General features: G+C 40.6%; 25 protein-coding genes and 1 pseudogene. 2 read left to right on the forward strand and 24 right to left on the reverse strand.

The annotated features are described in order from the left end of the window. Positions 1-79: 79 nt before the first annotated feature. From HMPREF9124_RS07775 to HMPREF9124_RS07805, 7 genes are all read right to left on the reverse strand, one after another. On the reverse strand, positions 80-874 hold the full coding sequence (locus HMPREF9124_RS07775) for an ABC transporter ATP-binding protein (RefSeq protein ID WP_009429501.1): 795 nt from the start codon (positions 872-874) through the stop codon (positions 80-82). Then, positions 867-1,796 (reverse strand): ABC transporter permease, encoded by a 930-nt coding sequence (locus HMPREF9124_RS07780; RefSeq protein WP_009427910.1) that lies wholly within the window; start codon positions 1,794-1,796, stop codon positions 867-869. The genes HMPREF9124_RS07775 and HMPREF9124_RS07780 overlap by 8 nt, the downstream gene beginning before the upstream one ends. A 180-nt stretch (positions 1,797-1,976) precedes the next feature. After that, positions 1,977-3,098, reverse strand: coding sequence for an ABC transporter substrate-binding protein (locus tag HMPREF9124_RS07785; protein WP_009428650.1), 1,122 nt, complete (start codon positions 3,096-3,098; stop codon positions 1,977-1,979). 142 nt (positions 3,099-3,240) lie between these two features. Then, positions 3,241-3,531, reverse strand: a complete 291-nt coding sequence (locus tag HMPREF9124_RS07790) for a type II toxin-antitoxin system YafQ family toxin (RefSeq protein WP_009428471.1) — start codon at positions 3,529-3,531, stop codon at positions 3,241-3,243. Next, the gene (locus HMPREF9124_RS07795) at positions 3,528-3,806 is read right to left on the reverse strand and encodes a type II toxin-antitoxin system RelB/DinJ family antitoxin (protein ID WP_009428821.1); all 279 of its coding nucleotides are present in this window, start codon (positions 3,804-3,806) and stop codon (positions 3,528-3,530) included. The genes HMPREF9124_RS07790 and HMPREF9124_RS07795 overlap by 4 nt, the downstream gene beginning before the upstream one ends. A gap of 316 nt (positions 3,807-4,122) precedes the next feature. Further along, on the reverse strand, positions 4,123-4,413 hold the full coding sequence (locus HMPREF9124_RS07800; protein WP_009427969.1) for a type II toxin-antitoxin system RelE/ParE family toxin: 291 nt from the start codon (positions 4,411-4,413) through the stop codon (positions 4,123-4,125). 2 nt (positions 4,414-4,415) lie between these two features. After that, on the reverse strand, positions 4,416-4,787 hold the full coding sequence (locus HMPREF9124_RS07805; RefSeq protein ID WP_009429031.1) for an AbrB family transcriptional regulator: 372 nt from the start codon (positions 4,785-4,787) through the stop codon (positions 4,416-4,418). Between the two features lie 308 nt (positions 4,788-5,095). On the opposite strand from HMPREF9124_RS07805, the gene HMPREF9124_RS07810 reads away from it, so the two are divergent. Then, positions 5,096-5,971: a bifunctional hydroxymethylpyrimidine kinase/phosphomethylpyrimidine kinase gene (locus HMPREF9124_RS07810; protein WP_009427721.1), complete on the forward strand. Its 876-nt coding sequence runs from the start codon at positions 5,096-5,098 to the stop codon at positions 5,969-5,971. An 80-nt stretch (positions 5,972-6,051) separates the two neighbouring features. Here the strand turns inward: HMPREF9124_RS07810 and HMPREF9124_RS07815 are convergent, their stop codons facing one another. The 17 genes and pseudogenes from HMPREF9124_RS07815 to HMPREF9124_RS07895 all read right to left on the reverse strand — a co-directional run bounded on the left by HMPREF9124_RS07815 (position 6,052) and on the right by HMPREF9124_RS07895 (position 22,586). Further along, positions 6,052-6,717, reverse strand: coding sequence for a TIGR03943 family putative permease subunit (locus tag HMPREF9124_RS07815; RefSeq protein ID WP_242821579.1), 666 nt, complete (start codon positions 6,715-6,717; stop codon positions 6,052-6,054). A 161-nt stretch (positions 6,718-6,878) separates the two neighbouring features. Beyond that, positions 6,879-7,703, reverse strand: a complete 825-nt coding sequence (locus tag HMPREF9124_RS07820; RefSeq protein WP_009429317.1) for a metal ABC transporter permease — start codon at positions 7,701-7,703, stop codon at positions 6,879-6,881. Next, positions 7,696-8,405, reverse strand: a pseudogene (locus HMPREF9124_RS12870) (metal ABC transporter ATP-binding protein). The gene HMPREF9124_RS07820 and the pseudogene HMPREF9124_RS12870 overlap by 8 nt, the downstream one beginning before the upstream one ends. Next, entirely contained in the window at positions 8,406-9,506 is a 1,101-nt protein-coding gene (locus HMPREF9124_RS07830) for a metal ABC transporter substrate-binding protein (RefSeq protein ID WP_009428995.1), read from the reverse strand. Positions 9,507-9,530: 24 nt separating this feature from the next. After that, on the reverse strand, positions 9,531-9,971 hold the full coding sequence (locus HMPREF9124_RS07835; RefSeq protein WP_009429217.1) for a Fur family transcriptional regulator: 441 nt from the start codon (positions 9,969-9,971) through the stop codon (positions 9,531-9,533). A gap of 243 nt (positions 9,972-10,214) precedes the next feature. After that, positions 10,215-10,937, reverse strand: a complete 723-nt coding sequence (locus HMPREF9124_RS07840; RefSeq protein WP_009429244.1) for a TIGR00266 family protein — start codon at positions 10,935-10,937, stop codon at positions 10,215-10,217. Positions 10,938-11,103: 166 nt separating this feature from the next. Then, positions 11,104-12,954: a histidine kinase gene (locus tag HMPREF9124_RS07845; protein ID WP_009427674.1), complete on the reverse strand. Its 1,851-nt coding sequence runs from the start codon at positions 12,952-12,954 to the stop codon at positions 11,104-11,106. Then, positions 12,935-13,675 carry a response regulator transcription factor gene (locus HMPREF9124_RS07850; RefSeq protein ID WP_009428175.1) on the reverse strand — a complete coding sequence of 247 codons (741 nt, stop codon included), beginning with the start codon at positions 13,673-13,675 and terminating at the stop codon, positions 12,935-12,937. The genes HMPREF9124_RS07845 and HMPREF9124_RS07850 overlap by 20 nt, the downstream gene beginning before the upstream one ends. A gap of 10 nt (positions 13,676-13,685) precedes the next feature. Then, the gene (locus HMPREF9124_RS07855; protein WP_408637217.1) at positions 13,686-14,225 is read right to left on the reverse strand and encodes a Csac_0668 family 2Fe-2S cluster-binding (seleno)protein; all 540 of its coding nucleotides are present in this window, start codon (positions 14,223-14,225) and stop codon (positions 13,686-13,688) included. A 54-nt stretch (positions 14,226-14,279) separates the two neighbouring features. After that, complete coding sequence (locus HMPREF9124_RS07860; protein WP_008902116.1) at positions 14,280-14,492, reverse strand: helix-turn-helix domain-containing protein; 213 nt, start codon at positions 14,490-14,492, stop codon at positions 14,280-14,282. A gap of 99 nt (positions 14,493-14,591) precedes the next feature. After that, positions 14,592-15,605: an ROK family protein gene (locus tag HMPREF9124_RS07865; RefSeq protein ID WP_009428059.1), complete on the reverse strand. Its 1,014-nt coding sequence runs from the start codon at positions 15,603-15,605 to the stop codon at positions 14,592-14,594. A gap of 86 nt (positions 15,606-15,691) precedes the next feature. Then, positions 15,692-16,714: a substrate-binding domain-containing protein gene (locus tag HMPREF9124_RS07870; protein WP_009428707.1), complete on the reverse strand. Its 1,023-nt coding sequence runs from the start codon at positions 16,712-16,714 to the stop codon at positions 15,692-15,694. A 38-nt stretch (positions 16,715-16,752) separates the two neighbouring features. Continuing rightward, a complete protein-coding gene (locus HMPREF9124_RS07875; RefSeq protein ID WP_009429066.1) occupies positions 16,753-17,760 on the reverse strand; it encodes an ABC transporter permease in 1,008 nt (335 codons plus the stop codon). Between the two features lie 88 nt (positions 17,761-17,848). Next, positions 17,849-19,348, reverse strand: coding sequence for a sugar ABC transporter ATP-binding protein (locus HMPREF9124_RS07880; RefSeq protein ID WP_009429753.1), 1,500 nt, complete (start codon positions 19,346-19,348; stop codon positions 17,849-17,851). Positions 19,349-19,500: 152 nt separating this feature from the next. Next, complete coding sequence (locus HMPREF9124_RS07885; protein WP_009428942.1) at positions 19,501-20,622, reverse strand: SseB family protein; 1,122 nt, start codon at positions 20,620-20,622, stop codon at positions 19,501-19,503. 147 nt (positions 20,623-20,769) lie between these two features. Next, positions 20,770-21,981 (reverse strand): ATP-binding protein, encoded by a 1,212-nt coding sequence (locus tag HMPREF9124_RS07890; protein ID WP_009429499.1) that lies wholly within the window; start codon positions 21,979-21,981, stop codon positions 20,770-20,772. A 179-nt stretch (positions 21,982-22,160) separates the two neighbouring features. Continuing rightward, positions 22,161-22,586: an Rrf2 family transcriptional regulator gene (locus HMPREF9124_RS07895; protein WP_009427778.1), complete on the reverse strand. Its 426-nt coding sequence runs from the start codon at positions 22,584-22,586 to the stop codon at positions 22,161-22,163. A 443-nt stretch (positions 22,587-23,029) separates the two neighbouring features. Between HMPREF9124_RS07895 and HMPREF9124_RS07900 the strand changes: the two genes are divergently transcribed. Further along, entirely contained in the window at positions 23,030-23,704 is a 675-nt protein-coding gene (locus HMPREF9124_RS07900) for a hypothetical protein (protein ID WP_009428734.1), read from the forward strand. The last annotated feature ends 808 nt before the right edge of the window (positions 23,705-24,512 follow it).

Genomic DNA, 24,512 nt, shown 5'->3' on the forward strand with positions numbered 1-24,512 from the left:
TACGTGCTAAACTGCCTCCTTAACTTTTAAACCTGATATTACCGTACTTACTTTGCCTGATTTTTCTCCATTCTCTCCTTTAGGACAGTAAAATGCGGTCGTTATCCAAAGCCTTCCCCGCCTTCTCAGAAAACTTCTTAAGAAGCATATCCACCGTAAGATGCTCCCTTTCTTCTCCGGAAAGGTCCAGGACTATTTTTCCGCTATCCATCATTAAGGTTCTGTTTCCAAGCTCCAGAGCCTGATGCATATTGTGGGTAATCATAAGGCAGGTAATCTCCCGTTCCGCTACAATACTCTTTGTGAGGTTCAACACCTTTTCCGCCGTTCCCGGGTCCAGTGCCGCCGTATGCTCATCCAGAAGCAAAATCTTCGGCGTGACCATGGTAGCCATTAAGAGCGTGAGTGCCTGTCTCTGTCCTCCGGAAAGAAGTCCCACAGGGTGATTCATTCGATCTTCCAAGCCCATATCAAGAAGACTTAGTTGCTCTCTAAAGTAGGCCTTCTCCTTCTTCCCCGCACGGGAAAATAAGGACAGACCGCTCGCCCGAATGTAAGAGACAGAAAGATTTTCCTCAATACTCATGTGAGGAGCCGTACCCATCAAGGGATCCTGAAAAAGCCTTCCGATAAAGGCACTTCTCTTATGCTCCTGTAGGAAAGTAATATCCCTTCCCTCCAAAACAACCGTTCCCTTATCTAAAAGGAAGGAGCCGGAAATGGCATTAAAGAGGGTGGACTTCCCTGCCCCGTTACTGCCGACAATAGTTGCAAAATCTCCCTTATCAAGGTGCAGGGAAAGGTTTTCCAGTGCCCTTTTCTCGTGAATGGTATTCGGGTTGAAGGTTTTGGAAATATTCTTTAAATCAAGCATTTTCTCCCCTTTCCCGCATCGCGTTTCTTCTGAGCTTCGCGTAATGGAAAAGCTCTTTGATTCTTGTGGAGGAAATCGCAAGAGCAACAATCAAAGCACTGACAAGCTTAAAAGCTTCTGTCGGCACACGTAAGCGAAGCGCAAGAGCAATCACCAATCGATAAAGAATTGCCCCTCCGATAACCCCGAGTATTCTTCCGAGAAGCTTTCTCTTTCCGAAAAGCGTCTCTCCAATCACTAGGGAAGCAAGTGCCACCGTAACCATTCCATTCCCCAAGTTGATATCGGAGGCCTTGTTATACTGAGCAATCAAAGATCCGGAAAGACCGGTTAAGGCATTGGAAAGGCAGAGCCCTACTGTAATCGTAAATGCCGGGTTAATGGAAGATGCCCGTACCATGGCCGGACTGTCTCCGGTTGCACGAATGGAAAGTCCGAGTCCCGTTCCGAAGAACCAACGTAAAGCAAAAGCCACCACCAATAAAATAAGAAGAAGGAGAATCAGCGTTCCCCACTCGGAAAGGAAGGGATTTTCCCCTGCAAATAAAGTAAACACTGTATCCGTCCCGAATATGGAAAGATTTGAAGAAAAGCCCATTACCGCAAGGTTTATGGTGTAAAGTCCGGTATTCACAATGATTCCGGCAAGAATACTCTCAATTCCGAGCGTTGTTTGCAAAAAAGCAGTGCAAAAGCCCGAAAGAGAGCCGGAAAGCATTGCCATAAAAATCCCCAGTATGGGATGCCCGGAAATCGTAAACACTGCCGATACCGCAGTACCGAGCGTAAAGGATCCGTCCGTGGAAAGATCCGCGATATTTAAGATACTGTAGGAAATAAAAAGGGCCATAGCAACCAGCGCATAAATAAGCCCGATTTCCAAAGCAGTCTTAATAATTCCTATCGTAAAAAATTCAGCCATACTCATCCTACTTATTCTACTTGAATTTACTTGATGTTACTCGAATTTATTTAATGTTACTCGAATGCCGAAGCCTCGTTATCCACTCCGCTTCGGCATAAAAATTGTTCTCAAATTCATCCTGTACTACTTATCAAGATAGCAGTGCTATCTTCTCCGTACAGAATTTCGTGTAAAAATTTATTTTGCAAATTCCTGATTGGTCTTGATTTCTTCTACCTTTGTGCAGTAGGGCTTAAAGACTTCCTTTAACTCATCCATGGAAAAGCCGAGTTTTTCCGCTGTATCGGTATTCACAGTCGCAATACCGTTGTCAAAGGTCTGTACAGGAAGCGTTGCCGTTTCTTTTCCGCCGTGTAAAACCTCATCCACCATATCCGCTGTTGCCTTTCCGAGCTGTACATAGTCTACCCCGTAGCCGGCAAAAGCACCGTTTAAAGCAAAGGAATCGGCTCCACCGTAGTGAGGAATCTTCGCCTTTTGCAATTTCTCATAGAAGCTGAGCTCCGCTTTCTGGATGGTGTTATCCGTCGGAGTGAAAATCGCATCCACCTTTTCTGCAATGAGAGCATCCACTGCCTGATTTACTTCATCGGTAGTCGTTCCGGTCTTTTCTACCACTTCCACACCCTTATCCGCTAAGAATTTCTTTGCGTCTTCAATAGGAGCCTTGGAAGAGTCCTCACTCTTTGAGTAGAGCAGTCCAATTTTCTTTGCATCCTTATTTGCCGCAAAAATCAAATTCATAATGGCATCCGTATTCAAATAGTCGGAAGTTCCGGTAATCATACCGCCCGGCTCTTCCATGGACTTGACAAGCTTTGCGGAAACCGGATCCGATACTGCGGAGAAAACGACGGGAACATTCTTCCCTTCCGTAGCGGACTGTACTACCTGTACTGCAGGAGTGGCAATCGGAACAATAACATCCACCTTATCTGCAAGAAGCTGTGCCGTCATCTGGTTTAGTACAGAGGCATCGCCCTGCCCGTTTAATTTGTACTCCTTATACTCGTACTTTACGCCGTCCTTGGAAAGACTGTCCAGCTCTGTGCAAAGGCTGTCCTCAATCTGATTGAGTGAAGGATGGTCCATAAACTTTAAAATTCCTACTTTATAGGTTTTTTCCTCCCCGGTTTCTCCCTTTTCCTCCGTCTTTTCTTCTGCCTTGGCTTCCGTTCCTTTTTCTTCCGCGGAAATACTTTCATCTCCCTTACTTTCCGCCTTCTCCGCAGGCTTGGAACAAGCCGCTAAAGCAAGCACGGATGCCAAACCAAGAGTTACCAGTAATTTTTTCTTCATAAATACCCTCCTTTTCCTCTTGCAAGGCTTTACTCTAACACAGAAGAGGAGATGTGTAAACGAAGACAGAGGGAGTTTCTCCTCCCTCTGCCATAGATTGTCGGTATAGCTTGTATAACTTATAGCTTTAAAAAAATTAAACTTACTTTGCGAATAAGTCACTGTGCGACCCTGTTCTGGTCAAAGTAAGCACCAAGATGTCTTTCTCTATTTTATAGATTAAAAGCCAATCAGGCTGAATATGACATTCACGGTAGCCTTTCCAATTTCCATGTAAATCATGATCTCGATTTTCATTTGGAAGGTTTTCTCCCAAGGCAAGAGTCGTAATCACCTTATCTAATAGTTCCAACTTACGTCCTCGCTTCATTGCCAACTTATAATCTTTTTTAAATATTGTCGTCAACTTAACGGTCAGTTTGCTTTCTTTCATCTTTTTAAATCAGCGAATAATTCATCCAAATCCGTATAGCCTTTAACAGCAGAATCTTTTGCAATCCTTTCCGCTTCCGTCATAGCAGTAATTGTCTCTTTATTCAGTACACGAAGATTCACATCAAACGGAATCCCCCCCTCTCGAAGAGATTGTCGAACAAATATATTGAAAGCCGTTGTAAGATTCATTCCCAATTCATTAAAGAGCGATTCCGCCTCTGCCTTTAACTCACTATCCATGCGAATGCTGATATTAGTCGTTGATTTTGCCATATCTTCCTCTTCTTTCCTTATGCATTTATGTAAATAATAAATACATTGCACGAAATATGCAATACATTGCATGATGATTTTAAGATATTTTTCCCAACACATGATAAATTGCAATCTATTACCATTAAATCATAACCACCCGTCAAACGGGGTGGTTATGATTTTCCGTTTTAGTCCCACAGTCCATGTAGTAATTATAGTTATATCTGATATTGATTTCCAAGCCGAATTTTCTTGCAATATAGAATGGAATATCCGATGAATCCGAGACACTATTTGAATACTCTATAAATAATAGAAAAATGATAAATAATCCTTATTTCCTGTACCTCTTTAAACTATCATAAAAATTTTCACGAGTTCCCGCCATAATAACAACAATAATCTGGTCTTCTTCTTGATAAACCGCATAAGCTATCTCATAATTTGTCTTATTATAAAATATATCCAGGCAGAATATCCCCTCCAGGTCCCCTTTCTTTGCTTCTCCTACGAAGGGGTTCTCTAAAATTGTTTGGATAGCCTCGTGAAACTTTTCTTTTAAGCCTTTATCTTTTAACTTTTTAAGATATTTACCCGCTGCGGGAAGAAATCGAAGCTCCGGCATTCCTATTTTTCTCCCCTCTCTCCAAACACCTCTTGCATGGTATAGTAAGGTACTTTATCTTCAGCAACTCTCTTCGCTTCCTTCAGCATTTCTTCCACCGCCGGACGAATTTGCTTCTGCCTACTTCGAAAAGCTCGCAAGAGTTCCTCACCGGAAAATCCCTCTTTAATCAAATCCGAAAGGATTTCTTCCGCAAACTCCCCTCCATTCTCCTGAAGCGGACGTATAATCAACTCTTTTCCACGTATCTCGCACTCTGCGCCACGCGAAAACCCCAGTTGCGTATAAAATTTTTGGGGAATGGTAATTTGCCTTTTAGGGGAAATACTGAGTTTTTTCACTTCGCTTGCTTTCCTCTCCATCATCGTTTTCATATTCTTCCCTCTTAATTCAAATATAATCTTTGTTTCTTTGTTTCTTTGTTTCTTTGTTTCTTTGTTTCTTTGTTTCTTTGTTTCTTTTTTTCTTTGTTTCTTTGTTTCTTTGTTTCTTTGTTTCTACTTTAATCTTTCGTACCAAAATGTCAAGATTAAGAAATGTTTTGTCCATATTGGGAACTAGTATATTTTTATAAAAATGCGCTATACTCTTTACACTGCATTCAGCTTCCTATAATCTTTGATTAAGCAGAAGATATTTTTGCACTCTCGCAATATAATCATTCATAAACGGAGATAGAACCATGCAAAAAGATATTAATGAGATAGCGCAGGCGTCGCAAGCGACCCTCGTTCAGAATAAAAATGTGCCCATCCTGCTCTTAAGCGATTTTCCCTCCTACGGTACGGTGGCACTTAGAATGGCCTCTGCCGTACTGGGTAAGCTCCATTATGATGTCTTTTCCCTTCCGACTGCCCTGGTATCGAATACCTTAAATTACGGAAAGGCGGAAATACTGGATACAACAGAGTACCTCTTTCATAGCCTCTCCGTTTGGAAAGAACTCGGCTTTTCTTTTTCCGCACTTTTTATCGGCTTTGTCCTTGGAGAAACGCAGGCAGAGTATATTTACCAATTTGCAAAAGAGGAAAAAGAAAAAGGAAGCTATATCTTCTTCGATCCCATTATGGCGGATCACGGAAAACTTTATAACGGCCTTCAAAAAAAGGACATTGAAAGCAGAAAACAGCTCATGCAGGTCGCCGATTGTATTTTCCCAAATAAAACAGAGGCCTGCCTCCTGGCAGACCTCAAAACCGTTCCGGATAATTTTAACTTGGATGAAGCAAAAGAGTTGATTTATTATTTAGCTCAAAAAGGTGCAAAAAATATCTGTATCACCAGCATGAAAATCGATGAAATGCCCTGTATTTTCCTTTATGAAGAAAGTACAAAGGAATTTCATACCCTCCCCTATACAGAAAGAAAATTGAATCTTGGGGGTACCGGAGACCTTTTCTCTTCTCTTTTTATCGGAAAATACCTTCAGAAGAAAAATTTTCTTTCCGCCGGGGAATGGGCCCTTCAGAAAACAAACTCTATTTTGGATGCCTTTCAGGAAAGAAATCATGGCGAGAAAACCATTCCCATTGAAGAATATTTGCCGATTTTAGACTAGCACTGTCCTTCTTCAAATACCGTCTTTTTTCGCTTATCCGTTTAAGTCGAATACTTGAAATCACCGGTTCTCGCCATGTTTTAGTCCGTCACCGTATCCACCCCCACCTCCGGAAGCTCTTCCACATCCAGGGCTTCAATATAGTAGATAAGTTGAGAAAGATCGTTTGAAATGGAATACTTCCCTTTTCGAAGAATCCCTTTTACACGAATCCAGGATTCTTCGGATTTCAACTTAGACAAATCCAAGTCCGTTTTAAATTCAAAATTCACATACCCGCCGGTACAATAGGGACAAGACGGTCCCATTCTTCCAACCAGGGTATACCCCCCGAAGTTCATGTAATAGCCGTCAATACTGACCGTCTTCCCCTCATAATCTTGAAAGTTCATATACCAGTCATTGATCTGCGTTGCATAGTGCTTATCTCCCACTACAATATCCGGCTTATCCAAGTTTACCTTTCCCCTGTCTTCCTTCGGATCATAGGGATAGTCCTCATAGGGATAAGATTCTTCTTCCCCTTCCGTCTTCGCTTCGGGAGACTTCTCTCCGGATTTGGCATCGGATGCATTTCCATTTGCTTCCGTCTCGGTCGATGATTCATCCGCGGAACCATACTCCTTATCCAGGGATTCCTGCTCTTTTTGCTCCAGACTTTCCAAATCCTTAGCCATGGACAGAGCCTCTTCTTCCGAAACGGATGATCCGCTTGCCTCCGTGCTCTTATCTTGTAATTTCCTCACATTATTTTCCTTTTTGCAGGATGTCAAAACAAAAGAAAAACACAAAAGAGAAAAGAGAATATACGCCGTTTTCCTTAAGTAAAGCCGAGTCAAACAGAAAAATTCCGTTGCTATCGGATGTCTTTTCCGATTCTTCTGCTCCTTATTCCTCATTTTTCCTCCTAACTCTTTCTGTTCCGCAGCATCTCAAGGCCTAAGAATAGGAAGAACAAAATCATATCTACAATAACAATGGACGCTCCTGTAGGAATACTGTGCAAAAAGGACAGACTGATTCCGACAATAAAACCGAAGATCGAAAGAAGCGCCGCTACAAGAATCGTCGAAAGGAAGTTCTTGCAAACCCGCATCGCCGTAATGGAGGGGAATACGATTAAGCTGGAAATCAGCAAGGTTCCCATCATTCGCATACCGAGCACAATGGTAATGGAGGTAAGAAGCGCCAGAACCATATTGTAAAAGCGTGTATTGGTACCACTGGCCTTCGCAAAACTTTCATCAAAGGTTACCGCAAAAATACGCGGGTAAAATACAATGTATAAGAATAAAACCACTACGGAAAGAACGACGGAAAGCCGAAGATCCGAAGGACTGATGGCCAGGATGGAGCCGAACATGTAGTTGCATACATCCGTATTCATTCCGGAGGTTAAGGATATCGTCATAACACCGACAGCCAAAGCCCCGCTGCAGAGCAGTGCCGTAGCCGCGTCCCCCTTTATTTTGGAGCTCTCTTCCAGCTGCAGGAGGAAAAATGCCGCCACTACACAGACCGGAATGGATACCGACATCGGTGCGAAATTAAGGGCATAAGCTATGGCCAATGACGCAAAGCCCACATGGGAAAGACCGTCTCCAATCATGGAATACCGTTTTAAAACAAGGCTTGTTCCAAGAAGGGCGGAACACAAAGAAACCAGACCTCCAACCACAAGAGCACGAATCATAAAGTCGTACTGGAACATTTTCAGTAAAGAATTAAGCATTTTCTTCCTCCTTTACCAAAAGTTTCCCCCACTTCGAGGAAAGATAGTCCTCTGCACTTCCGAAAAAGCGCTGTGTACGGTCAAGGTGCAGAATGGTTTTTGCACGCTGCACCACTTCCTTCACATCATGAGAGACCATGATAATGGTCATCCCCTTTTCTTTATTTAACTTATCGAGCATTTCATAGAGCTCTTTCTGTGCGAGAGGATCCAGTCCGGCAACCGGCTCATCCACCACGAGGAGTTTTTCGCTGGCACAGAGGGCTCTTGCCAAAAGAACCCTCTGCCGTTGTCCGCCGGACAGGTCTCTGAAGCAAGACTTCTTAAGACCTGTCACCTTTAAGTACTCCATAGCGTCTTCCACGCTCTTCTTATCTTCCTTTCGATAAAAAGGAAAAACGAAAGTTTATTTAATCTACCCGACTCTACTACCTCATAACAGCTGGCGGGAAAATCCTTTTGGCTATCGGTTTGCTGGGGAAGGTAGCCGATTTCATTTGCCTTCAAACCGTCTCCGAAGACAATGCTCCCTTCACTCGCTTTCTTTAAGCCCAAAAGTCCCTTCAAAAGGGTACTTTTTCCTGCGCCGTTTTCCCCAACAATACAAAGGTAGTCGCCTTTTTCTACGGAGAAATGAATATCGGACAATACCGTCTTTCCCTCGTAGGAAAATCCAACATTGTTAAGGGATATATAGGACATCTAGTTTAACGCCTCCTTTAAAGCTTCCACATTCGGCTTCATCAGATCCACATAGGTCTTTCCTGCCTTAAAATCGCTGTCTGTCACATTGTGCACGGAATTAAGCAGCAGCTTCTTTGCCCCGGTATCTTTACTGATGGCATTGACCATATCCTCATTTCCCATTTCGATATGGAAAACAACCGGAATCTTATCTTCCTTGACCTTATCCGTTAAGAAGGCAATGGTTGCTGCAGACGGCTGTGTATCGGTTGAACATCCCGGGAATGCGGCAAAGTAGCTTAATCCGTACTCCTTACAGAAATAAGCAAAGGGGAAACGATCCGCCACAATGATTTCTTTTCTCTTTCCGCTGTCCACTACTTCCTTAAAACTCTTATCCAGCTCCTCAAGTTCCTTAACATAGGAGTCACTGTTTGCCTTGAAGCTGTCTTTATGGCTCTCATCAAGTCCGGAAAGAGTCTCTTCCAGCTTTTCTACAATGGTAATGGCATTTTTCGGGGAAGTCCAAACATGCTCATCCATTTCCGGACCTTCCTCTTCATGCTCTTCAGCCTGATCTGCTTTTTCATGGTCATGGTCTGCTTCCTCGTTCCCATGATCCGCATCCGCATGATCATGCTCATGCTCTTCTTCCTGCATGCCTTCTACCGTCTCTTCTTCAATGAGATTTACGGCATCCATCATCTTAAATACATGGAAATTTTTATTCTGCACGGATTCCAGAATTCCGTCTACCCATTCGTCGCTGTCTCCCCCGGTATAGATAAAGAGATCCGCATTCTGAATGGTGATAATGTCCTGCGGACTCGGTTCAAAACTGTGCGTTTCCGCACCCGGCTTAACCAGCATGGTAACATCCGCATCTTCTTTGGTAATGGCACGGGCAAAATCATAGGAGGGGAAATTTGTGGTCACAATCTGTAACTTTTTTCCTTCTGTGGGCTTATCCGTACTTTTTTCGGTTTCCATACTCTTTTCCGTATCGGTTGTTACAGCAGCGGTCGTCTCCGCTTCTTTACCGCTCTTGTTTCCACAGGCAAACAGTACGGCAGTGGAAAGCAAGATTCCTCCCGCCAAAATGCATTTTTTCAGTCTCATCTTGAGGCTCCTTTCTTGAAAATACTATAGTTTGTTCTGCTCCTCTTTCTTGGCACAGTCTGCGCATAAGCCGTAGAAGACCGTTTTCTTGGAATCCCAGTGAAAACCGTGATGCGTAAGAAGGTGTTGCATCATCCCTTCAAGGTCATGGCAGTGTAAGTGAATGAGCTTCCCGCAGACATTGCACTTACAGTGAAAACAGGAATGGGATTCCTCCGCCTTTTCCCCCTCCCCGACATACTCAAAGCAGGCCGGGCTGTTCTGGTCAATGATGTATTTGTTTACCACTCCCTTTTCGCAAAGTCGTTCCAACTGACGATAAACCGTGGTTGTGCCGATTGGTTTTCCCTCCTCCCGAAAATGAGAAACCAGATCCGATACGGTAAAATGCATACCGGGACACGTGGATAAATAGGATAAAAGTTCCTCTTTATGTTGGGTTTTATAAATGGTTTTTTCAGCCATACTTTCTCCACCTCCGTCCTTCCTTTCCCAATCCTGTACTATAGCAGATATAGGAATTTCTTCTCGATTTCTTATTTATAAAATGAAAACTGTTTTCATATTTTAACACTCTGAGACTCTTTGTCAATAAGCATAGTTCTTATAAAAATCTAAGAAATTCATAAAATGGATTTGAAAAAAAGAGAATCGGCTTTTGCGATTCTCTTTTGCTATGGCGGGCGTTCTCTGACAGGAAAAATCAAACTAGAACGAAAATCCGCCCTTTCCGCTGTTCTTATTCATGCTTGCAAGAGGTAACGCCGAAGCCAGACTACTCAAGTTTCTGGTCTGAATATAGACCTTTCCCTCTCCTACAAAACGGTTCACCAGACCTTCTCCGGTTGTAAAGCCGAAGGTTCCGGAAGCCACGGAAATATGATAGTCCAGATTTCTATCCCAAGCTACCACATGGTCATTATCAATCGTCATCGGGCAGTCCGGATGCACTTCCAGCTCCAAAAGATCTCCAAAGGCATTGACAAAAACATCTCCCTGTCCTTCCGTTTCCATCACGAAAAGTCCGCCTGTTCCGCCGAAGAAGGCTTTTCCGATGTCCTGCATCTTCATGGAATATCCTACGGAATAATCTCCTGCCAAAAATGCCCCGGTATTTAAGCGATACTGCCTCTCTCCAATGGGTAAACGCACAATTTTACCGGGAATAGCGGGAGCAACACCGATTCTTCCACCGTTCATCACACCTCTTGCCTCTGTAATAAACATACTTTCGCCGCTGGCAATACTTCTTCCCACGGCACTAAGTAAACCGCCGAGACCGCCTCCGTTTGAGCCGGAATTCATTTTCCCCTGTAATTCCACACCGCACATGTAGGCCATGGAACCGCGTTCGATTTTTACTGCCTCCCCTGCATTTAAGTAGATTTCCAAAATAGGACAATCGTTGTCTCCTAAAATTTGATGCTGCATAATTCCTCCAATCTATACTCTCTTTGCATTTTCAAAAATGGATAGCCGAAAAGGACTCCCGCAAGAAAGAGTGAAGCCCCAATCCCCATATAAAATACTGCAATACGCCAGACTCAGCAAGCCAAGAGTAGAAATGTTTTTCGTTTTACCAAAGTAAAAGACTCCTTTACTGTGAGTTAGAAATTATCTTTAATATTCTCCCCTCCTTCCAGATTCCCAATCGCTCACAGGGCTTTTCGGCATCTGAAGGCTTCGAAGAAAAAAACAAAAAGGCATAGCCTTCTTTCTTCCATTTTTCTATGTAGGCATAAAGCTCTTCCTCATCTTTTTTTGCTAAATGCACTTCCCATAAGGCAAAGACTCTGGCTCCGGCAATCATTCCTTTCATGATTTCCACTAAAATTCTCTGTTTTTCTTCCAAATTTTCCACCTGCTCTTGATAGGGAATTTCTCTGGAAAGTTCCGGAAACAAGTCTTTATATCCTGTAATCAATTCTTTATTTCGAAGGAGAAAATGAGGATATTCCGGCTGATAGACAAAAAGGTTAGAAAGCACAGTCTGCCCCTCTATTAAAGAGCTACCATCCCCTACCATCCAGACCTTCGGAACAGTTTTTATCATGCTCTCATAGGACTTTACAGAGCCGTAATACAGCTCTTTTTCGTCATTAAAAGCCAAGACCAAGTCTTTGGGAATAGCTTCGTCCAAAGCTAAAAATAGTAGGCTTTCTCCGGAAAAAAGCTGAAAAGATAGATTTTCTACAGAAAATCTGGTTCCCTCGGACAGATACAGCTCTAAAGCAAAGAGAAGTTCTTCTTTTTCCGGCTCTTTAGTACTGATTGTGTTAATAATCAAAGCATTTTCTTCCTCGGACAAAAGATCCAGACTTTCACTGATAAAACTTTCCTCTTCTTGCTTTACGGAAAGCTCCCGGGGAAGTACCATGCACACATCCGTTCCGGCATTTTCTAAGGACTGCAAATATAAACCGTATTCCCGTCCGTAGAGCAAATGGATTCTTTCCTGAATATTCAGAAGAGAAACTCCCATTCCGGCCTTACCCATATCCCTTTTTCCCACTACACCTCCTTGAAATCCTCTACGGATATTCCGAAGATCTTCATTTATCTGTCTTAGCTTCTCCTCCTCTATGCCGATGCCATCATCAGAGACTTGAATATAAACATGCTGATTACTGCGGCTAATGGAAATCCCTACCTTTCCTCCGGTTTCTCTTCCCTCTAAACCATGCACAATACTATTTTCCACGATAGGTTGCAATAAGATTCTTGGTACTTTTAGCGGTAACAAATCCTCTTGCACCTTCACTTCCAGTTCCAGTTTTTTTGAAAAACGAAATCTTTGAATTTGAAAATATACTTCCGTATTGTCCAGCTCTTCTTTTAAAGAAACAAAGTTCTCCTCCTGGGAAATGGTATAGCGATAGAAATCACCCAAAAGCTCTGCCATGTTTGCTACTGACTCCAATCCGTTTAAAAGACTTTCCGAGCGAATATTTTCCAGAATATTATAGAGAAAATGAGGATTCATCTGGTTTTGCAGGTTTTGTATATAGGCCAGTTTTTCCCCTTCTTCTATAATTTTATTGGCACTGAGGATTTCTGAAATATAATGGTATTCTTCATGACTTTCCTCTGTCAGATAAACCGGAAGCTCCTGCAATTCCTGCACTTCGCTATAACCCTCCAGGACTCTTCGCAGTGTGGACTGATAAGTTTTATAAGGTCTGAGAACGTCATAATAAAAATAAGCAAGTGTCAATATACAAAGACATAGAAGCCCCAGAAGAAGCAGTTTCATTCCCGTCTGAAAGAAGCTGCCTCCTGTTGCGAGCAGTAGGTAAATAATAAAAATAGATAACAAAAATAAAGCCAGCGTTAGAGCATACAGTCGAAGAAGGCGAGAGGATAAGGAACTCAGACCATTCTTCTCTGCTCTTACTAAGCCTTGTCCCGATTTCGATTTATGTTCTGTCTTACTCACTCCGATTTTCATGTAAGGAATTCCTATAGTCCTTGGGATTCATTCCCATTTTCTCAAAAAAACATTTGGAAAAATATTTTGTATCATAATAAAACAGTTGGGAGGCAATTTCCGTAATACTCAAATTGGTCTCTGCCAAAAGCAGCTTGGCTCTTTCCATTCGAAGCCCTGAAATATACTTATTGACACCAAGCGACAATTCCTTCTTAAACTGTGTGCTTAAATAAGAGGCGCTGACCTTACAATACTCTGCCACTTCCTCCAAACCGATATTCTCCTCAAAATGTCGGTCAATATACTTTTTAGACAAAGAAACCAAATGAGAGCAAGGCATATCTTTCATCATGGTTTCCAGACTTGGCCCAGTCAATTCTTCCTTAATCTTCCGAACGCTTTCCTGCAGTTCCTTTTTCTTAATCGGTTTTAACAGATAGTCCGACACCCCTGCCTGTATTCCCTCCTTGGCATAGGAAAAGTCTGAATAGGCGGAAATAATAATAACCTTGGTAGGAAGTTTCTTTCTGGCAATTTCTTTGGCTATATCCAGTCCTGAAAAAACGGGCATCTTAATATCCGTAATCAAAAGCTCCGGAAGTTCTTTCTCCACCATTTCCAAAGCCTCTTTTCCCGTCTTTGCAAAGGGGAGACATTCCATGCCTTCCTCCTGAAAATCACCCAAAAACTGAATCAACTCGCAAATTCGTTCTTCATCATCCGCTATCAAGACTCTCATTCCTGTTTCCTTAACTTTCATCTTCTACGTCAAGCCTTTTCATACTATAAGTTTGCTCTTCTATATTACATTTATAGCCTTTTAATGCCTTATTGATGGTTTCTTGAATAAAAGGACTACAGCATTTTCCCAAAGGATTGTTAATTTCGCACTTTCCATTTTTCATTGCCCCTGTAAGTCTAATAATATCTTTAATATTCTTTGCACCATCATCTAAAACAGCGTTTATAATTTGTTGCTCTGTAACTTGGTTGCAATAGCATATATATTTGGGATTTGCATCCTTTTTAAACCATATAGGAACTTTTACATCTTCCTTATAAAAAACTCTTTCATTGTTTAAGTTATAATACACGACATCACAATCTTCATTCATACATAAATAGTAAGTTTCTTCATCTACAACCTTTCCCATAAGGTTTTCTGATACCATATGCTTTACAGTTATATTCTTAACCTTTTCTCCTATTTTGTGACATTTGGGGCAATTTGCTTTTTCTTCCACTGTACCAGTGGTTTTTTGTATTGAACCTCAGCAAGATTGATTTATCTTATTTTCTTGACTCACTTTATTTCCTCCTTTCTAAAAAATATTTTCTTCATTTTATTCCACCTCATTTCTATGAATTTCTATAACATCTTCAATTCTGCAATCCAATGCCAGGCAAATCTTTTCTAATGATTCTAAGTTCACATAAGAGTTTTTGCTCATTCTAGAAACTATGTTACTTGTTATGTTTGCAGCTCTTTTTAAGTCTTCTTTGTTCATTTCTCTTTCTACCAATAAGTGCCATAATGGTTTATAAGAAATTGCCATATTATTACCCCTTATCCGTTTTATTGTTAAGATATATTATATCATAAATAGGCTGATAAGTCACTTTAGCCTATTTTATACTTGTGCTTGCGTTAGTATTTATTGAGATAGTCCTTGTTTTTTCCTTGTCCCACTTGGAACTGCTCCAAATCCTTGGACTTCCATAGCAACAGAAAGAGCCGCATAATCTCCGATATTATCACTAAGTTTTGATTTTTCTATTTTACATAAGTTTACACTTTCTGTAAAACATTCTTCCCGAATTACTGCCTCTACTTTTTCTTTAAATAAAGCTTCGCATCTCTCATAAATACTGCCTATCACGATACATTCCGGATTTAGGATGTCGATTAACAGGGCAAGGCCTCTTCCAAAATAGTAGGCAGAACGATCAAAGACCGACTTGGCAAAAGGAGAACCGTCTTTTACTAAAGAAGCCAGGTTTTTTACGGTGAAATCTATAATGCCTTTGTCCTGTTCTTCCAAGCTTCCCTCATCTTCTCTTTCCTTATACATCCTCCTTGCCATTTCTTTAATGCCATTTCCGGAACAAAAGCCCTCAAAAGATCCCTCTTTCCCGTAACCGAAGGAACCACCCTTGGAAAGACGGATATGCCCTACTTCTCCTGCCATTCCGGAACTTCCCCGATATAAACTTCCATTCAAAATCAGTCCAGCTCCCATCCCTGTTCCAAAGGTCAAAAAAATCATATTTTTTGTCCCCTGACCTGCTCCAAATCTCCACTCACAAAGGGCGCAGGCATTGGCATCATTTTCCAAAAAAGAAGGAACTTGAAATCTATCCTCTAAAATACGCTTTATAGGAATCTCATCATAGCCGGGAAGATTTGGTGGCGATAGAATCAGTCCTTTTTCTTCATCCAATGGCCCACCGCAGCTGACTCCGGTGGATTGAAGTTGGATATTTTTTTCTAAAAGGGAGGATTCTCCTATCTTGCAGAGGCATTCTATCGTTTCCAAAGGACTTCTGTTTCCCTGAAAAGTAGGAATTGCCTCCCTTTTCAAAATTTCTATGGGACCTCCCGCATCTCTTCCCAAAATGACTGCAGATTTTGTTCCTCCTAAATCAAATCCTAAATAATATCTCTCCATACGTCCCTCTTTTTTTCTTCAATTCATGCAAGAAAAGCGGCTTCAGATTATTCTAAAAGCCGCCTTCCTATTTCTTTTGTTAAAGCTTACTTAAGGTTATCCTTATTTAAAACAGATACACCGGTATCCACAGTCTCGCCCTTTAAGTCTTTTCCATTCAAAGATTCTACTAATGCATCCACACCCATCTTACCCATGACATCCGGATTCTGTGCCATTGTGCAAAGAAGATATCCATCCTGAATTAAGCTCTTAATATTATCGGACTTATCAAAACCTACACCGATAATCTTGCTATCGCCGGAAGCCTTAATTGCATTTCCTGTTCCTACAGTAGAGCCTTCGTTTGCACCAAAGATTCCTACTACGCCCTTGGTAATATAGTTTTCTGCAATGGTCTGTGCCTTCGCAGCATCTCCGTCACAGTATTGTGTTTCTTCGATAGTGAACTTGGAGCCTTCAAAAGCCTCTCTGAAGCCACTGTCACGGTCTACTGTGGACTGGGTAGAAGCATTGGTACTGATAATACCGATAGTTCCTTCTGTAACCCCCTGTGCTTCCAAAGCTTTTCTCATTTCTTCTCCTGCAGTTTTTCCACCCTGCTTGTTGTTGGTGGCAAAGCTTGCTTCCGCATCTACATTGGCAGGAGAATCCACATAAACAATCTTGATTCCCTGTGCTTGTGCTTCCTTTAAAGAAGCAGAAATGGCATCCGGTCCGTTTGCTGCAATCATAATTCCGTCCACGCCGCCTGCAACGGCATTGTTTACACACTCAATCTGCTTGGAGTCATCCTTGGTATCCGGAGACATAAACTTTACTTCCACGCCAACGAGCTTTGCTTCCGCCTGAGCCCCTTCATTTAAGGTAACCCAGTGCTGGTCAAGAGAATCCATAGTAATAAGAGCCAGTTTATAAGGCTTATCAGCCTTTACTGTTGTCTCTCCACTGTTCTCCGCCTTTTCCTCCGTAGCCTTTTCCTCTCCTGCCGCTGTAGTTCCTTCCGTCACTGCCGCAGTAGTGTCTTTAGCATCCTGCTTATCCGAAGTACAGCCAAAGAGCATTGCAGCGGATAAAAGTGCAGCAAGCAAAATAAGTTTCTTTTTCATAATGTTTTCCTCTCTTTCTATATTATAGCAATCCTCACTTACTGCTTATTCTTCTTGGAAAACAAATTTCCGTTTCGAACTAAGACATCCATGAGTACTGCCAGTACCACAATTACACCGATTACAATTCGCTGAATACCTACCTGCGCTCCCACCATGTTTAAACCATTTTCCAAAGTCTGCCAAAGCAATGCTCCCTGAAAGGTTCCCAGTAAGAGGCCGGAGCCTCCGAGAGGAGATACTCCTCCGATTACACCGGCGGCAACACCGTACATTTCGTACATATTTCCGGCTTCCATATTTCCCATTCCGGCCTGTGCGCAGAGGATATATCCTACAATCACAGAGCAAAATGCAGAAATCAGGTAAGTTTTCTTGATTACGGAAACAATATCCACACCGGATAATCTGGAAGCTTCTTTATTGGAGCCAACAGCATAGATATGCCTTCCCAGCTTGGTTTTTCCTAAGATAAAACTGAAAATCAGGAAAATCAAAAAGGCAATCCAGAAGGTCGTATAAATTCCCAGAATCTTTCCGTAGTAAAAGGCATCCTGAAAAAATTTACCTTGATCCTTTCCTAAGATGCTGGCAATGTTATCCGTGTTTCGGTTTCCGTTGACCAGATAAGCAATGCCTCTTGCCACAAACATGGTTCCCAGGGTAGCAATAAAAGGAGGCATCTGGAACTTTCCTACCAATTCTCCGTTCACATATCCGATAATAAGACCAATCAGGAGGCTGACCAACAGGGCTACCACAATAGGCACTCCTCTTGTCATCAGGCTTGCGGTCACCATGGCACTCATGCCTACCACGGAACCGATGGATAAGTCAATATTTCCGGTAATCATGACAAAGCTTTGTCCGATTCCGATGAGTAAATACTTTGCCATGGAACGAAGAAGATTTAAGTTGTTTTGTAAAGAAAAGACCTTGTCATTGATACATCCGAAAACAACGTAAATGATTACTAGCCCCACAAAGGCAGTAATTGCTCCTCTCATTCCTCTGATTCTCAGTATTTCTTTTACTTTGTTTTTCATTTTCACTCCCCGCAAAACCGATATTTTTCAAGCCTGATACTCCCGCTTTTCTTAGCTAAGCCCTTTTCTCCGTAACGGATTACCTTGCTTATACCTTTTCTTCATACCTTGTTGCCAACTTCAAAATATTTTCCTGATTTGCCTCTTCCCGACTTAATTCCCCTGTGATTCTCCCATCACAGAATATCAAGATTCGATCGGACATTCCCAGCACTTCTTCCATTTCCGAAGAAATAAAGAGAACACCTACCCCCTTCTTCTTCAGTTCATTCATAATTTGATAAATTTCCACTTTGGCTCCGATATCGATTCCTCTAGTGGGTTCATCAAAAAGGATTACCTTAGGATTTCTTACCAACCATTTGCCTAAAACCACCTTCTGTTGATTTCCTCCGGAAAGATTCTTGGAAATCATTTCCCGGTCCTTAGCTTTAACATTCAAGCTTTTTATGGTATCCTCACTAATTTTCAACTCTAAGTCCTTAGATAGAACTCCTAAAGATTTTTTCATGCTGTCCAGATTAGGGAGGGATATATTCTCTCGTATGCTTAAATCCGTACAAAGTCCGTCTTTTCTTCTGTCTTCCGGAATTAAAGCCATACCGAGCTCTATGCTATCCTTAGGTGTATTTGTCTTGACTTCCTCTCCAAAAAGGTAGATTTTCCCGGAAGTCTTTTCATCCACCCCGAAAAGCGCTCTGGTCATCTCCGTTCTTCCCGCTCCCATCAGCCCCGCAATTCCAAGGATTTCTCCTTCATACAGGCTAAAAGAAATATCTCTTACCTTTGGGCCGGCATTTAAACTCTCTACTCTAAGGATTTCTTTTCCCTTTTCGCAAAGAATTCGAGGAAATTTGTCCTGAATTTCTCTTCCCACCATGTGTCGGATAATGTCATCAATGGAAAAATCCTTTAAGTCTCCGGAGATAACATTTTCTCCGTCTCGTAATATACTGACCTTGTCCGCAATCGCCCGAAGCTCATCCAACCTATGAGAAATATAGATAATTCCTCTACCCTCATCTCTTAGCTTTCGAATTACCCGGAAAAGGTCCTCAATTTCCTTTCTGCTTAAGGCGGATGTCGGCTCATCCATGATGAGAACCTTGGCATCTTGAGAAAGAGCCTTGGCTATCTCCACCATCTGTTGTTCCGATACCTTCAGGTCCCCCGCTAACTCCGTAGACTTCATGCTGATGCCCAAATCATCCAAAATCTTCTGGGCCTCCTCATCCATCTTTTTATGATTCAGTCTTAACCCATCCATCACTTCTCTACCCAAGAAGATATTTTCACTCACGCTTAAATCGTTACACAGGTTCATTTCCTGGTGGATGATGGCAACGCCCTTATTCTGTGCTTCTTTCGGATTTTGAAAATGGCAAAGCTCTCCGTCTAAATAGATTTCTCCGCTGTCTTTACTGTAGATTCCACTGAGAATCTTCATTAAAGTGGATTTTCCTGCACCGTTCTCTCCTAAGAGCGCCAAAATCTCTCCATGGCCTAATTCCAGATTCACGCCCTTCAAAACCTTGGTGCCGGAAAAAGACTTGGCAATATTTTTCATTTGAACCAAACTGTTCCCCATATTCGCCTCTTTTTCACATTCTAAAATATCCCTCTTCTTTCATTCTAAAAGATTTAAAAAGAAAGAAAAGGGAGAATATTTTTCGATTCCGGGGGAAAATTTTTATTTCGTATGAATCTCCGAAGTAAATACATTTATAGAAAGTATTCGCCTTATGTAAGGCGTGATTTCATATTTTTTACAATATCCCATAAGTCCTTATCCAAAACAAAAGGCTCTGAAAATGCATTGATTACAATTCCTGATAAATTTTGTTCATGATTTGCTGCCAGCGTAATCACATCTAAAAAATGCTGCTGTATCTTGGACATCTGATTTCCATACTCTCCCATAGCTTCCGGATTTGAAAAAACAGGAAAAAATAGATCTTCATCGTATTTTAAAATATCCGGTTTGAACTTACACTGATCCTGTGTTTTAAATGTATTTCCAACTATACTTTGAGGCTCTGTCTCAGATTGTTCTATCAAGTCTTTCATACGAGATTCATCTGTATCACTCATAATAAAAACACCCGGAACCCAGACATAGCTATCTCTTAATATCTCTAATATATCCAAAAAATGATCTTGATTCTTTTCACGATTAAAGTTGTAAATCGAAGATTCTAACATCGTTCCATCTTTCAAATCCTCCGCAGTAATCTTTTGACTGGGATTCATGTTTGAACAAAGTGCAATACCTCCATTTTCATCTTTGTGAATAAAGAAAGCTATTTTTTCTCCTACGTGATAAGAAAAATTTTGTTCAGGTTCATTAAGTAATGTACCTATGATTTGATTATTCATAAGCCCCTCTATCCGAACCCAACAAGCTTCCGGCTTATTTCCTTCTTTAAGTAGATAAACCAGCACATCATCAGGATATTCAGGACTTCTATAAATATCTAATACTTCCATTCTTCGCGATTCTTGAATATCCTCTTCTACAGCATAATCATCCAAGATACCTATTTGAGAAGCAAATCTTTTTCTAAGTTCGCCATCCCTATCCTCAAAAAAGTATAAATGACCCGTTTTAACTGCGCCAATACGAATTTTAGAAGATATATCCGTTCTTGGCTCAAAAACATGAACTTCCTCAGCATTTTTAGATGATAGAGCAAGAACTTCTAAGCTTAGACCGGCATCATGATCTATGTATCCATAGCAAAGAACACGATTGGCTAAATCTACTCCCGGATACCCTTCAACTAGTTTTCTCAATTTGTTATTTAGGGACACAAGCCAAAAGTTACCTGTAATTTTTCGAAAACCTATATTCTTGGTACGCATACAGCCCCTCCTCTACACTGATTCCCTATTCTCCAATCCACAACTGGTAACTTTACAAAGGACGCCATTTTATTGTCCGGTTCCTTTTCCAGCTTTAGCTTCATGCCCTCCTTCAAAAACTCCGTACCAAAATTAGGAAAGAGTCCATTAAAATTCTTTACTGAGAAGAAAATCTTTTATATTCAAATGGTTTATACCATTACGGCTCATATCAAATTCATCCAAAGAAAGAACATACTTAGGGTAATGATCCCGGATCGAGTCATAGATGCCAAATTCTCGTTCAATGGTCTCGGCTCCCGCAAGAAGATACGTCACTTGAATATACAGTTTATCTTTATTTTTTGAGGCTATAAAATCAATTTCCTTCTCCCCATTTTTTCCAATTGTGACTGTATAGCCTCGTCTAAGCAATTCCATACAGACAATGTTTTCAAGAACTTGGTCGATATTTCTCGTATTTGATCCTAATATAGATTCCCTTAGTCCATGATCCACCGAATAATACTTCTCATTTATACTAAGGATTTTCTTCCCCTGAAGGTCTTCCCGTCTAAGTTTAATAAAAAGATAGGCATCGCAACATGCCTTTATATAATTCAGAATAGTTTCAGAAGAAACTTTCCGATTTTCCTGCTTTAAATATTTGGATATGCTTCTTGCACTAAAGCTATGTCCCACATTGTCTAAAAGATATAGAATCATCCTCTCCAATAATTCTACATCTCGAATATTGTTACGCTGAACCACATCCTTTAAAAGCACTGAATTATAGACGTCTCTAAGATATTGCATAGAAGCATCTTTATCATAACGAAGATTTACCAGAAAAGGCATCCCTCCCATTTCCAGATAATTCTTGAATTCTTCTGTAACGGAAAACTCTTCCTTTTTCTGTTTTATAGATTCCAGATATTCTTCGAAGGAAAATGGGAAAACCACAAACTCTACATAACGCCCGCCAAGATATGTTGCCAGCTCTCCGGAAAGAAGCTTTGCATTGGAGCCGGTGATATAGATATCGCAATCAAAATCCACACGGACAGAATTAATGCATTTTTCCCATTGTTCCACTTCTTGAATTTCATCAAAAAATAAATATGCCTTTCCTTCGTTTGATGAAATCCTTCTTTTCAATTCTTGGTATAAGGAACTCGCCGTACAGAAATCAGCATTTTCCATGGACTCAAAATTAAAGCTGATAAACTGTGCCTCTGTAACGCCTTGTCTTAGAATTTCCTCTTGAATAAGTCGGAGCATAATAGACTTTCCCGACCGGCGAATTCCGGTAAGAACTTTAATGACATCCTTTCCAATAAATAGTTTAATCTGATTTATATATCTCTCACGTTGAATCATTTTGGAGGCCTCCTCTTGGCTTTATGGGAAACGTGAGACTATTATACTTGATATTTAAAGTAAAAAGAAGATTTTCATTCGATATAACCAACAAAAATCTCCTGGCCTCCCTCTCCATGTCCTAATTCCAGATTAACTTACTTTCAAAACTATAATTTTTTTCATCTTTTGAAAGTGTTTTATCGCTTTTCCATCCTCTCATACACCTCCGCCACGGAATGCTCCTTCAGTTCTTCTTCAAACTTTTTCTGCACTTCCAAAAGGCTCTCATCCAAAACCCTATGAATATTTTTCCCCACAGGGCAGTTTGGGTTTGGCTTTTCATGGAAGTTGAAAAGTTCTCCCTGACCCCCGGTTTCTACCGCCTTATAAATATCCAAAAAAGAAATGTCCTTCAAATCTTTAGTAATCTCTATTCCCCCGGGTCCTCGCTTAATGGTAATGATTCCGGCTTCCCGTAGCTGTGACATAATATTTCGTATAATTACCGGATTACTGCCAATACTGGTAGAGAGAAAATCACTGGTGAGCTTATATTCTTCTTCAAAGTATTTCACGGCAATTAAAATGTGTAAGGCAATGGTAAATTTGGTTGAAACCTGCATATATTCTCCTTCAAAATTATGTTTAATAATGTCCAAGAGTAAAGTCTAGGCTTTGCTATAACAGCGCTTTAAAATGAACTACCGCTATCTCGCCGACAGGACTCGTCTAAACGAGATATCCCACGCTTTGCGCACGATGCTCGTTATGAACAAGATGTCTCATGCTTCGCCTTAGTTACTTATTATGAATAGAAAAAGTCATGATGTAATTTTACATTTTACATCATGACTTTGCAAGCTTATCTATTCTTCCTATCTTTTTACGATTTTTATAATTTTTACACAATGCTTTTTACCAAATGTGTCCTCTTACTTCCTGCTTGACTATATATATATATATATATAATGCTAATGTTAAAAAGTAAGAGCGTTCGTCTCAACTCATCTTGTTCTGTAGCCACATACAGACTAAATAAATAACAAAAAGGAAGGTTTAAGGTATTATGAATTATGAACGCAATTTAAAATATTTCCAAAAAGTGGATTTAAAAGGCGCATTAATAGCAATGACTATAGGAGCGATTTTAACCCTTATCGGTTTCTCCGGGTCAGGAGAGTCATTAATTATTGGACTATTACTTTTAGTTGGAGGTTTCTTTTATTTAAAATCAACGTTAAAAGGTATCGTCTCCGACAAAGAGTATGACCAGTCTGTTCTTTCTGCACTAAAGGATATCAATCAAAAAGCACTTAATAAATTAGGACTTGATGAAAGTGAAGCCAATGAAATCTCTCCTATTTCTTTTGACGGATATGTAATTAAAGGATATGACTATGCTAAAAAAGGCGAGGACGGCAAATGGAGAACAAATAAATATCAATCAACAACTTTATTTTTCTCCGCAAACGAAGTCCACTGTTACACATATTCTTATAGTACAACTGAAGAAAAAAAGACAGAAAGTACAGATGTTTACTTTTATAAAGATATTGTCTCAGTTTCCACCGCATCGGATACTATTAAATATCCTGAAGAAACTAAGGAAACAGAATACGAATACTTTAAGCTGACAACTACCGGAGGAACCGCTTTGTCAGTTACATTAAGAGATAAAGATGGTGCTCAAGAGTCGATTAATAACATGAGAAAGCTATTAAAGCAGAAAAAAACAATATAAGTTTATATGTATTTTAAATGAACTTTGTGGCAGAACAAGATAATTTATTTTTATCACCAAAAGATAAATATACACTGATACTTGAATCACTTCTCTTTCTATGGAAGAAAGGGGTTGTAATAAAATCAGATTTTGGTGCAAGTTTTGGTAGTATAGGTCTAAAAAAAAGGGGGGTAATCTGAACCTCTCAGTACTTACTGAAAGCGAGCAAGGCAATGCTTGAACTTAGTACTCTACCCATTGGACAAGCTTAATGAGAGCGTACCCCTATTTTAAACCTATACTGCCAAAATTTTTTTATCCTTTTCCATTTTATAACAGCACCTTTCTTCCTTTTCCATTCCTCCCCTTAGAGTAAAATTTAGGATATTTTTTCGCAAAGTCGAAAAAATACTTCAATAGAAAAAATATTAAAAATTGTTTTATTCCGGCCTGTTCGCGATAGGCTTTGATTTTAGTAATCAGCGCCATCTCATACCCCCCCTTACTGCCCATGATGTAAAATAATACCGCCCTTAGTATGGTTACCGCGTATATATATTGCCCCTTAGTAGCGTAGCCCTTATATGCGGTTCAATAATTTTTGCTGATCCCAAGCTGAGAAATGATCTCAATCCCGTCAACGGAAAAATGATATTCTACAATTCCGGTACGAACAGACTCGTCTAAGAGTCGCTCCGCTTTTTTAATATCAATTTTTGAACATGATTTACATTAACCGCGAGGAGAAAGACGATAATCCCGAACACCAGATAAATATACCATAGCAATGTTAATTAAAGCTTCCTTCTTTTCATCTCTGAAATCC

The organism is Oribacterium sp. oral taxon 108 str. F0425 (assembly GCF_000214455.1).
GTDB classification, from domain to species: Bacteria; Bacillota; Clostridia; order Lachnospirales; family Lachnospiraceae; genus Oribacterium; species Oribacterium asaccharolyticum.